At 48.4% G+C, this 10,121-nt stretch carries 8 protein-coding genes and 2 tRNA genes; 1 reads left to right on the top strand and 9 read right to left on the bottom strand.

Annotated features, from left to right (window positions below):
• The 9 genes from BM191_RS05395 to BM191_RS05355 all read right to left on the bottom strand — a co-directional run bounded on the left by BM191_RS05395 (position 1) and on the right by BM191_RS05355 (position 8,920).
• Positions 1–77 (bottom strand) — tRNA-Arg (locus BM191_RS05395).
• A gap of 6 nt (positions 78–83) precedes the next feature.
• A tRNA-Ser gene (locus BM191_RS05390) sits at positions 84–176 on the bottom strand.
• 299 nt (positions 177–475) lie between these two features.
• On the bottom strand, positions 476–661 hold the full coding sequence (csrA, locus tag BM191_RS05385) for a carbon storage regulator CsrA (RefSeq protein ID WP_002444426.1): 186 nt from the start codon (positions 659–661) through the stop codon (positions 476–478).
• A gap of 241 nt (positions 662–902) precedes the next feature.
• Positions 903–3,530: an alanine--tRNA ligase gene (alaS, locus tag BM191_RS05380; RefSeq protein WP_092875898.1), complete on the bottom strand. Its 2,628-nt coding sequence runs from the start codon at positions 3,528–3,530 to the stop codon at positions 903–905.
• Positions 3,531–3,666: 136 nt separating this feature from the next.
• Positions 3,667–4,176, bottom strand: coding sequence for a regulatory protein RecX (locus tag BM191_RS05375; protein WP_230479518.1), 510 nt, complete (start codon positions 4,174–4,176; stop codon positions 3,667–3,669).
• Positions 4,177–4,433: 257 nt separating this feature from the next.
• Positions 4,434–5,501: a recombinase RecA gene (gene recA / locus BM191_RS05370; protein WP_092875894.1), complete on the bottom strand. Its 1,068-nt coding sequence runs from the start codon at positions 5,499–5,501 to the stop codon at positions 4,434–4,436.
• A gap of 85 nt (positions 5,502–5,586) precedes the next feature.
• Positions 5,587–6,096 (bottom strand): nicotinamide-nucleotide amidase, encoded by a 510-nt coding sequence (pncC, locus tag BM191_RS05365; protein WP_092875892.1) that lies wholly within the window; start codon positions 6,094–6,096, stop codon positions 5,587–5,589.
• 370 nt (positions 6,097–6,466) lie between these two features.
• Positions 6,467–7,543, bottom strand: coding sequence for a lytic murein transglycosylase B (gene mltB / locus BM191_RS05360; protein WP_092875890.1), 1,077 nt, complete (start codon positions 7,541–7,543; stop codon positions 6,467–6,469).
• A gap of 1,038 nt (positions 7,544–8,581) precedes the next feature.
• Positions 8,582–8,920, bottom strand: coding sequence for a zinc ribbon domain-containing protein YjdM (locus BM191_RS05355; RefSeq protein ID WP_092875888.1), 339 nt, complete (start codon positions 8,918–8,920; stop codon positions 8,582–8,584).
• Positions 8,921–9,290: 370 nt separating this feature from the next.
• Here BM191_RS05355 and BM191_RS05350 point away from each other — a divergent pair, with 370 nt between their 5' ends.
• Positions 9,291–10,067: a prepilin peptidase gene (locus BM191_RS05350; RefSeq protein ID WP_092875886.1), complete on the top strand. Its 777-nt coding sequence runs from the start codon at positions 9,291–9,293 to the stop codon at positions 10,065–10,067.
• Positions 10,068–10,121: the final 54 nt, after the last annotated feature.

Raw genomic sequence — 10,121 nt, 5'->3', positions numbered from 1 at the left:
TGGCGCATCCGGGAGGATTCGAACCTCCGACCGCTCGGTTCGTAGCCGAGTACTCTATCCAGCTGAGCTACGGATGCATCAAATGGCGGTGAGGGAGGGATTCGAACCCTCGATGCAGCTTTTGACCGCATACTCCCTTAGCAGGGGAGCGCCTTCAGCCTCTCGGCCACCTCACCACTCTAACTCTGAAACGTTCAGCGTCTGAACTTGAAACTGTTCATTGGCGTTGCGTGGCGCACATATTACTTTCCCGCACTTATAAGTCAAACTTTTTTTCCCGGGGTGAGTTTGATTGTACAAAAGCCAAGCAATTAGAATAATTTACCGACAAAAAGTTCGAATAATCAACACTAAACACGCCCGGTATAACCGGCCTGCTAACAGACTGTACGATGGAAAATGTTTAAAAAATGAGAAAAAAGCGGGATGTTTGTAAAGCAGCGCCTGGCGATTGCTATGCAAGGCGCAGAAATAGTTAATAATTCGTTTGCTGACTCTTTTCAGCCTGAATACGCTGATAAATCTCTTCGCGGTGAACTGATACTTCTTTAGGCGCATTAACCCCAATGCGTACCTGGTTACCTTTAACGCCCAGGACCGTAACAGTCACCTCATCACCAATCATGAGGGTTTCACCAACTCGACGAGTTAGAATAAGCATTCTTTGCTCCTTGAAAGATTAATAGAGTCGGGTTTACCGTCTCCCGGCATTATCCATCAAATAACGCTGAGTGTAGCTTATGACAAATACACCAAAAGTGCATCCTCACACCTATACATTCCGCTGATATGTAGTTTAGCCGAAATACGTGACTTCCACCTGACTTTGTTTACGGGTACGAGACAGGCTGCATATTCTCCTAAGCGCCTTGTCACGTACCACTCATTACGTTTTTATCGTGTTACAACTTTGCTTTAACCCAAGATTCAATGCTGGCAAGAGCCCCTGGTAGCGCCTGGACGTCATTGCCTCCGGCCTGGGCCAAATCTGGACGTCCACCGCCTTTACCACCAACCATCTGAGCTAATTCCGCAATCAACTCACCCGCTTTAATCCGGCCGGTAAGGTCTTTAGTAACACCAGCGATCAAGGATACTTTTTCTTCGGAAACCGTCGCCAAGACAATGATTGCCGATTTCAGCTGATTCTTAAGATCGTCGACTATCGTACGTAGCATCTTGGGTTCTGTGCCATTCAGCTGGCTAACTAATAATTTCACCCCGTTAAGATCGATAGCGTTACTACCAAGTGAGGCACTCTCCTGAGCGGCCTGCTGATCTTTAAGCTGCTGTAACTCTTTCTCCAGCATACGCGCATGCTCAATCATCACTTTAACTTTATCCGTCAGATTACTGCTATTCGTTTTCAGTAATTGAGCGGCATCATGCAGTTGTTTAGTCTGAGCATGCACCTGACTGATCGCACCTTCGCCGGTAACAGCTTCAATGCGACGTACACCAGCAGCCGTACCCTGTTCACTAATAATACGAAACAGGCCGATATCACCGGTTCGGCTGGCATGCGTTCCACCGCAAAGCTCCGTGGAGAAATCGCCCATGCTTAGCACCCTGACACGATCGTCATATTTCTCGCCAAACAGTGCCATCGCCCCTTGAGCTTTAGCATCTTCCAGCGCCATGATACTGGTAGTCACCACATGATTGCGACGAATATGTTCGTTAACCATATCTTCAACGCGGCGAATCTCATCTGGCTTCATAGCTTTAAAATGTGAAAAATCGAAGCGTAAATATTTATCGTTAACCAATGAGCCTTTCTGTGCAACGTGCTCGCCTAATGCATGGCGCAGCGCCGCATGCAGTAAATGCGTAGCCGAGTGATTCAATCGAATACGTGCGCGTCGTGTCGCGTCTACCTGAGCGTCAACGCGATCGCCAACTTTTAGATGACCGCTGATTAATTTACCAATATGGCCAAATGCCTGCGCATACTTCTGAGTATCACTTACCGTGAACTGCGCATGAGCGCCCTTTAGAGTACCAGTATCACCGACCTGGCCACCGGATTCACCATAAAATGGAGTCTGGTCAAGAACAACCACGCCCTGCTGCCCCGCAACGATTTCTGTTGCTTGGCTACCGTCAACAAAGATTGCTTTTACGGTTGCATTATCCTTAAGGTCTTCATACCCAGTGAAGCGAGTCGATTCATCAACGCGAATCACATTGTTGTAATCAACACCAAATCCACTGGCATCGCGAGCCCGCTGACGTTGTTGCTCCATCGCACGCTCAAATCCATTTTCATCAATTTTCAGATTTCGCTCACGACAGACGTCGGCCGTCAAATCGGCCGGGAAACCAAACGTGTCATACAGACGAAAAACCGTTTCACCATCAAGAACATTACCTTCAAGATTTGCCAGTTCATCATCCAGCAAAGCGAGACCACGCTCCAGCGTTTTAGCAAATTGCTCCTCTTCGCTTTTTAGAACCTGCTCTACTTGCGCTTGCTGGCGTTTAAGATCATCGCCCGCGCTACCCATAACGTCTATCAACGGAGCAACTAGCTTCCAGAAGAACGTTCCTTTCGCGCCCAACATATTGCCATGGCGCACAGCACGACGAATGATACGGCGTAGCACATAACCACGGTTTTCATTTGACGGGGTAACGCCGTCAGCAACTAAAAAGGCACATGAGCGAATATGATCGGCCACAACACGCAGAGACTTATTGGTTAAATCTGTCGTGCCGATTACCTCAGCAGCAGCCTTGATTAGCTTCTGAAACAGATCGATTTCATAGTTAGAGTTCACATGCTGCAAGACCGCTGAAATACGCTCAAGGCCCATTCCAGTATCAACCGAGGGTTTTGGCAGCGGTTGCATCGTACCGTCAATCTGACGGTTGAACTGCATAAATACGATGTTCCAGATCTCGATGTAGCGATCACCGTCCTCGTTCGGGCTACCTGGGGGCCCCCCAAAAATATGATCTCCATGATCGTAAAAAATTTCTGAGCAAGGACCACAAGGCCCCGTATCTCCCATCTGCCAGAAATTATCGGAGGCATAGGCGCCGCCTTTATTATCACCAATGCGAATAATGTGCTCAGCCGCGACACCTATCTCTTTCGCCCATATATCATAAGCTTCATTATCGGTTTCATAGATCGTTACCCACAGACGCTCTTTTGGTAAATTGAACCACTGCGGTGCAGTCAACAGTTCCCAGGCAAAGGTAATTGCCTCCTGCTTAAAATAATCACCGAAGCTAAAATTACCCAACATTTCAAAAAAAGTGTGATGACGTGCGGTGTAGCCAACGTTTTCTAGATCGTTATGCTTGCCGCCAGCTCGCACGCATCGCTGCGAAGTCGTTGCCCGTGAGTAGTTACGTTTATCCTGGCCGAGAAAAACGTCTTTAAACTGATTCATCCCTGCATTAGTAAAAAGCAAAGAGGGATCATTATGTGGCACCAGAGAGCTGCTTGCTACAACCTGATGACCCTTGCTATGGAAAAAGTCGAGAAACGTCTGACGAATCTCTGCGGTGCTCTTGCTCATAGTAGTCCTGAAGTCACGCTGAAATACCGTCCGTGGGCCATTGTTTATCTGGATCTGGTTGTCAGTCCCGTCCGCACGAACTAAAAGTGGTGAATAAGATAAATTTTCTTCGGGGGGAAGTAAAATTTCTTCACCGTCAATTATCAAAATTTCTAAAAATTCCCTGAACATCTTCCATAAAGAAACCTCTCGCCAGCAGATAGCGCTGTAATTTCGCTTTTTCTTTCAACTCATTCGGCAGTGGTTGGCCGAAACGACGCCTGGCAAGTTCGGCAGCACGATGGGCCCAGTCGATGCCACAATCCGTAAATGCTTCTTCGATGAGACTACGATTGATCCCTTTTTTGTCCAGCTCTATTCTAATACGCAGTGGGCCGTACCCTTTGCGTGAACGTTCGTCAATAAAGCTTTTAGTAAAGCGGCTGTCATCAAGAAAATTGTGCTGATAACACCAGATAATGACCTTTTCTATTTCCTCATCGGTCGGCCCGGTTGCCACATCTTGCCAGGTAGCTAACTGCGAATGCTGAGGAGTAAGAACCATCTTACGCCGTAGTTCTGCTTCGCTATGATCACGCTGAGCCAGTACGCGCATGGCCTTCTCGGTTAATCTACTTAGCCGTGTTTTTGCCTCAGTTGCGGTCATGATAGCCTTCCAGTGTGCTCTGTAAACCTGCCAATTCGTTCATGCTCATTTGATTCAATTTAACCTCTGAACGTAAAATTTGGCAAAATTCCATCGTGATAACCGCCTGTTCATGAGGCAAACGGGGATGAGATTTAGGTAGGCGGTCTAATTAATAAAAACAAACGGGTAAGGATTTCCCTTACCCGCTATCACTATCAGTACTGACGACAAAAGCAGGGATGGCGACGCCAGCCAGACTGCACATCGTTTATATATCAGAAATCTTCCTGCGTTTCTCCGGCTGCATCTTTTTCATAATCTTCAGCGGGAAAATCAGCTTTATCATCCTGATTATTCAGCAGTAGCTCACGCAATTTCGTTTCAATATCCGTCGCGATAGCTGAATTATCCTTAAGGAAATTAATTGCGTTAGCTTTACCCTGGCCAATCTTATCACCGTTGTAACTATACCATGCACCTGCTTTTTCGATAAATTTATGCTTAACACCCAAATCGACTACTTCACCCAGCACGTTGATCCCTTCTCCGTACATGATCTGGAACTCAGCTTGTTTAAAAGGCGCTGCAACTTTGTTTTTTACCACTTTGACGCGGGTTTCACTACCAACAACCTCATCACCCTCTTTAATTGCGCCAATACGGCGAATATCGAGGCGAACTGAAGCATAAAACTTCAGCGCATTACCACCGGTAGTAGTTTCTGGATTACCAAACATTACACCGATCTTCATACGAATCTGATTAATGAAGATTAGCAACGTATTAGACTGTTTAAGATTACCAGCCAGTTTGCGCATCGCCTGGCTCATCATGCGCGCTGCCAGACCCATGTGTGAGTCGCCAATCTCACCTTCAATTTCCGCTTTCGGCGTTAGCGCAGCTACGGAGTCGACAATGATGACATCAACCGCACCGGAGCGCGCCAACGCATCACAAATTTCCAGCGCCTGTTCTCCGGTATCAGGCTGAGAACAAAGCAAATTATCAATATCTACACCCAGCTTTTTAGCGTAGACCGGATCCAGTGCGTGCTCTGCGTCAATAAATGCACAAGTTTTACCTTTGCGCTGAGCAGCAGCAATAACCTGCAAAGTCAGCGTCGTTTTACCGGATGACTCCGGGCCGTAAATTTCAACGATCCGCCCCATCGGTAGACCGCCAGCTCCCAGTGCGATATCCAGAGACAGTGAGCCAGTTGAGATGGTTTCAACGTCCATAGAGCGATCTTCACCCAGACGCATGATTGAGCCTTTGCCAAACTGTTTTTCAATCTGACCCAGCGCAGCCGCCAATGCTTTTTGCTTGTTTTCGTCAATAGCCATTTCAACTCCTAATCATGCAGGATAAAGCGCACGTAGCGTGCCTTTGCGTCTGTGAAATTCAACTGCCGATGATTATACTGTATGCTCATACAGTATCAAGTTTATTTTCAAGAATTTGCTTACGCAAATTTTGCAGCGCCCAGACCGTTGCCAGATGGCGTATCTGCTGACGGTCGCCGACCAAATGCTGACGCCAAGCCTCACTTTTTCCCACGCTGGTGGCAAAGCCAAAGTAAACGGTGCCAACCGGTTTTTGTGGCGTTCCACCGTCAGGTCCGGCGATACCGCTGACAGAAATAGCATAATTTGCGCCAGAGATTTTCAGCGCTCCCCGGGCCATCTCAAGCACTACCGCATCGCTGACTGCACCATACGTATCAAGCGTTGCCTGTTGCACCCCAATCAGTTTTTTCTTCGCTTCATTACTATAAGTGACAAAACCATAGCCAAACCACGCTGAACTCCCCGGAGTGGCGGTAAGCATCCGGGCTATCCCTCCGCCGGTACAGGACTCTGCAGTTACTACGCTGGCATGCTGGCGCTGTAATAATCTGCCAATTTCCGCGCTCAGATTACCAAGTTGTTCGTCGGTCATATCCCTCTCCATTTTCGCTTTCACTCGACCCATAGAGTAACATTTTTGAGGCGCAGAATTACGCTACCGTTCAGGTTTTGCGAGGCATATTCCATCCTGGAAGCGGCGCAGGAAAAAGCTTTCATCTGAGATACGCAACCATAAAAACCGGGGGAAATGCTGACAAATAACGATTATCCTCACGTAACGAATAGGCCGTGCTCAGTTGTGCCAGGTCGTCAGTAAGAAATCCCGTCTGCTGCTCTGAATCCAGGCCTGCGGAGAGAACGTTAATCTGTTCACCGTAAGACCCAATCGAAAGCCCCTCGCATCAGGAAAAATATGACGCGTCCTCAGTCATTAGGTAGGCTAAGACTGATCCAGCCGGGAATTAACCAGCTCCGCGCGCCTGACGTACTGCCAGCCCTAATTGCCACACCGCCATGGCATAATGCGTACTGTGATTATAGCGGGTGATAGCATAAAAATTAGGCAGACCAAACCAGTACTGGTAATAATCTCCCATATCAAGTTTAAGCAGGCTTACCTGCTGAGCGTTACCCAGTGGAGCCTGTGGCTTAAGGCCAGCTGCAATTAAGGATGAAGGCAGGTATTTGGTAGCATAGCCGCTTTGTAGCCTTGGAGCCTGACCGGCAGCAGGCACAGCTACCGTCGCTCCCGGTATCCAGCCATGTTTGCTGAAGTAATGAGCTACGCTGCCGATAGCATCAACGGGGTCCCATAAGTTAGCATGTCCGTCGTTGTTAAAATCAACGGCATACTGCTGATACGATGACGGCATGAACTGTCCGTAGCCCATTGCTCCGGCAAAAGAGCCGCGTAGTTCAAGAACATTATCGCCTTCTTTACGCGCCATCAGCATAAAAGTTTCCAGCTCGCTGGCAAAATACTTACCCCGCCGCGGATACTCAAAGGCAAGCGTTGCCAGCGCATCAACAATACGCGTTTTCCCCATCACGCGACCCCATCGCGTTTCAACGCCGATAATCCCAACGATGATCTCAGGCGGCACACCATAAATCTGCCAGGCGCGATTCAACGCATCCTGATACTGATCCCAAAACGCAATGCCGTTTTGTACATTACCGGGCGTGATGAATTTTTTGCGGTAGCGAAGCCATGCGCCATTGGGTCCAACCGGCCCCTGAAAAGTGGGTGCCTGGCGATCCATATTATCCAGCACCCAGTCGAGGCGTCTGGCTGCCGATAGCGTACTTTCAAGCTGCGCCCGATCGTAACCCTGTTCATTGACCATTCTGGTTACAAAAGCCTGTGCTGCCGGATTACCGGCAAAATCACCGCTTAAGCGTGAAACGCCGCTATTCTGAATACCCTGCCCCCCTCCCTTAAAAGGATTACCATAAACTTTGGGGGCCGTCTGTTTCGGTGGATTGCTACAGGCGGAGAGCAGCGAGATAAATAAGAACGAGGTAAGCAGCGAACGCATCGGATATCCCTGTGCCAGCAAGAGAAATAACCATCATAGTAAAACATCAATATAACCAGAGGAAAGCAGGCGACGTAAACTTTACAACATTGTTAAATCAGGCTCCAATACATAGCTAAGCCCGCTCTGCGTACGCCTGAATAGCATGCAGGCACCGTTCAACATGGCCTTCAACACTCAAACTATTGGACGCCCGGCGAACAAAAAGTACGGGATCTTAACTCCTGGAGCGATAGTCGGCTATATAATCATGACATCATCAGGCTGCAAGCGCATAGAATCGCTCAGATAGCTAACAATTCACTGCACAATAAACGTCCCCGGGCAGGGACAGGCATTCCAGTGCGCAGACCATCAACCACCTGCCCATATTTCGACTCTGCCCATCAGCGACTTCGTCGCCCCTTCTACGCTAAAGTCCCATCAGACCAAAGGTATGGTTGTAGTTACTTTATCCTGGTGGTCGCCACGCCTACATTGATATGCACGTTCATAAATTCCATTAATAGCGCAAGAGCCGGCAACGCGCCGCATCATTTCCTCTACTGATATATAACTGCCACCCAATACAATCATCAAGCCGGGTTTTATTTCCCGGTTAGTTTTCACTGGGCCAGGTGGCAGCACTACTTCATTATTGGGACCAATAACTGAGTCAATCCGTTAGCTGAATACAACCGACTTTACGAGCGGCTCCGTGCCGATTTCGGCTGCCTGATAAGAATATTTAAAACTGATAAAAATAAATTTATCGTCCAGGCAACGTAAAGGCCAATACCAGTCCCTTTGATTACCGTTGGCACGGCATGCGCAGAGTTTCATCATTAACGTCCGCGTTGGCTTTTGCAAGATCGTGCAGTTATGCTTGGTCACCGAGGGCGGCGGCCGGCTTCGCTAAACACACCAGACCATAACGCAGCCGCTTTATTTTCTGTCCAGACTTTTAATACGCTACGGGAATAATAAGACTGACATTGTGCCATCTTTACCAATCAAAACCGGTGGTAAAAAAGCGGATGGGAACGAGACAAGATTAACTTAACTGATTTTTTTGACAAACTCAGACTTCAACTTCATCGGACCAAAGCCATCAATTTTACAGTCGATATTGTGATCCCCCTCAACCAGACGGATACCCTTAACCCGCGTACCAATCTTCAAAACCGATGAGCTCCCTTTTACTTTTAAGTCCTTCACTACGGTAACGGAATCACCATCGGCCAGTAAATTGCCATTGGCATCACGAACCTCTGGTGTATCGACGCTGGCTACCTCTGAGGGCGACCAGACATGACCACATTCAGGGCAGTTTAGCTGCTCCCCATCCTGCCAGGCATATGGAGAAGCACAGTTTGGGCATGGTGGTAATTCAGACATCAAATAGTTCCTCGATAACCCCATGAAATATGGGGATGGCAGTGTAGCTGATTTTCATTCAGGCGATAACCGCTGCGATAAATTTTTATCAACGGTTCAGCCGCACCTGTTTTTAGCGGTGTCCCAAATATCCGAATTTGATTTCATCTCACTCTCACAACGGATAATCACCAGTAATCCCATTACAGGTTTATATTTACGCTGTCTGTGCCAAACATAATAACCTGTAAAAGCCGGCGCGTGGCGCTTTCTCCGTGAATGTCGAGCCAGCGCCCTGATCACACTGCAAGCTACATGCAACATGACTTTTAGCTGGCATATTTAACCGGCCAGAGGCAGGCTGAGGTCGATTCTCATAAGCGGGGTTATCATGGAACACGACCTGATTTGGTGGCTAACATTAAGCTTGCTGGCGCTTGCTGCTGGCAGCTTTTTCAATCTGGTAATTTATCGTCTGCCGCTCATGATATTGCATCCGGAAATAAAGCTTAACCTGGCGTCGCCGCGATCTCATTGCCCACATTGCAAAACCCTATTGACACGGCGTGACCTCATCCCACTGTTCAGTTGGCTGATATTACGCGGGCGCTGCCGCTACTGCGCTGTTCGTATTAGCTATCGCTATCCGGCGATGGAACTGTTAAGCCTGTTGACTGCATTACTGGTTGCAGTTTTGTCCCACGCACACGAGCAAATGATATTCACAACCCTGCTATTTGGCTGGACGCTATTGGTGCTGACGATTATTGATATCGATCACCATCTGCTACCTGACATCTTAACTCTGTCCCTACTATGGGCGGGTTTATTACGCGTCGCGCTCGCAGGCCAGACGCTATCACCTGCCGATGCAATTGTTGGCGCCGTCGCGGGATATTTGCTGCTACGACTGCCATCCGATATCTGGTACTGTTGGCGTAAAGAGGTGGCGCTGGGGGGTGGAGATATAAAACTGTTTGCCGCATTGGGGGCCTGGCTGGGCGCAAAAGCACTGCCCATAGCGCTGATAATAGCAAGTGCTGGCGCCCTGATATTTTTGCTTGCTAAGGCGGGAATTTGCAGGAAACCACCACCGCGCCGTTTTGCTTTCGGCCCCTGGCTATCACTGGGCGGAATGATGGTATTTGTCTGGCAGAATTACTATTAAGTTGGCAAATAGCCCGGCCATGGATGCTGCTCGCACCATATTTTAAGCAGCTGC

The sequence above is a fragment of the Izhakiella capsodis genome, from assembly GCF_900115045.1.
Taxonomy (GTDB): domain Bacteria; phylum Pseudomonadota; class Gammaproteobacteria; order Enterobacterales; family Enterobacteriaceae; genus Izhakiella; species Izhakiella capsodis.
This window is presented reverse-complemented; position numbering and strand designations above follow the sequence as displayed.

Coding starts and splice junctions, on each gene's coding strand:
- BM191_RS05375 (WP_230479518.1), bottom strand. CDS start 4,176: ATGACCGCAACTGAGGCAAAAACACGGCTAAGTAGATTAACCGAGAAG.
- alaS (WP_092875898.1), bottom strand. CDS start 3,530: ATGAGCAAGAGCACCGCAGAGATTCGTCAGACGTTTCTCGACTTTTTC.
- recA (WP_092875894.1), bottom strand. CDS start 5,501: ATGGCTATTGACGAAAACAAGCAAAAAGCATTGGCGGCTGCGCTGGGT.
- mltB (WP_092875890.1), bottom strand. CDS start 7,543: ATGCGTTCGCTGCTTACCTCGTTCTTATTTATCTCGCTGCTCTCCGCC.
- BM191_RS05355 (WP_092875888.1), bottom strand. CDS start 8,920: ATGTCTGAATTACCACCATGCCCAAACTGTGCTTCTCCATATGCCTGG.
- pncC (WP_092875892.1), bottom strand. CDS start 6,096: ATGACCGACGAACAACTTGGTAATCTGAGCGCGGAAATTGGCAGATTA.
- csrA (WP_002444426.1), bottom strand. CDS start 661: ATGCTTATTCTAACTCGTCGAGTTGGTGAAACCCTCATGATTGGTGAT.
- BM191_RS05350 (WP_092875886.1), top strand. CDS start 9,291: ATGGAACACGACCTGATTTGGTGGCTAACATTAAGCTTGCTGGCGCTT.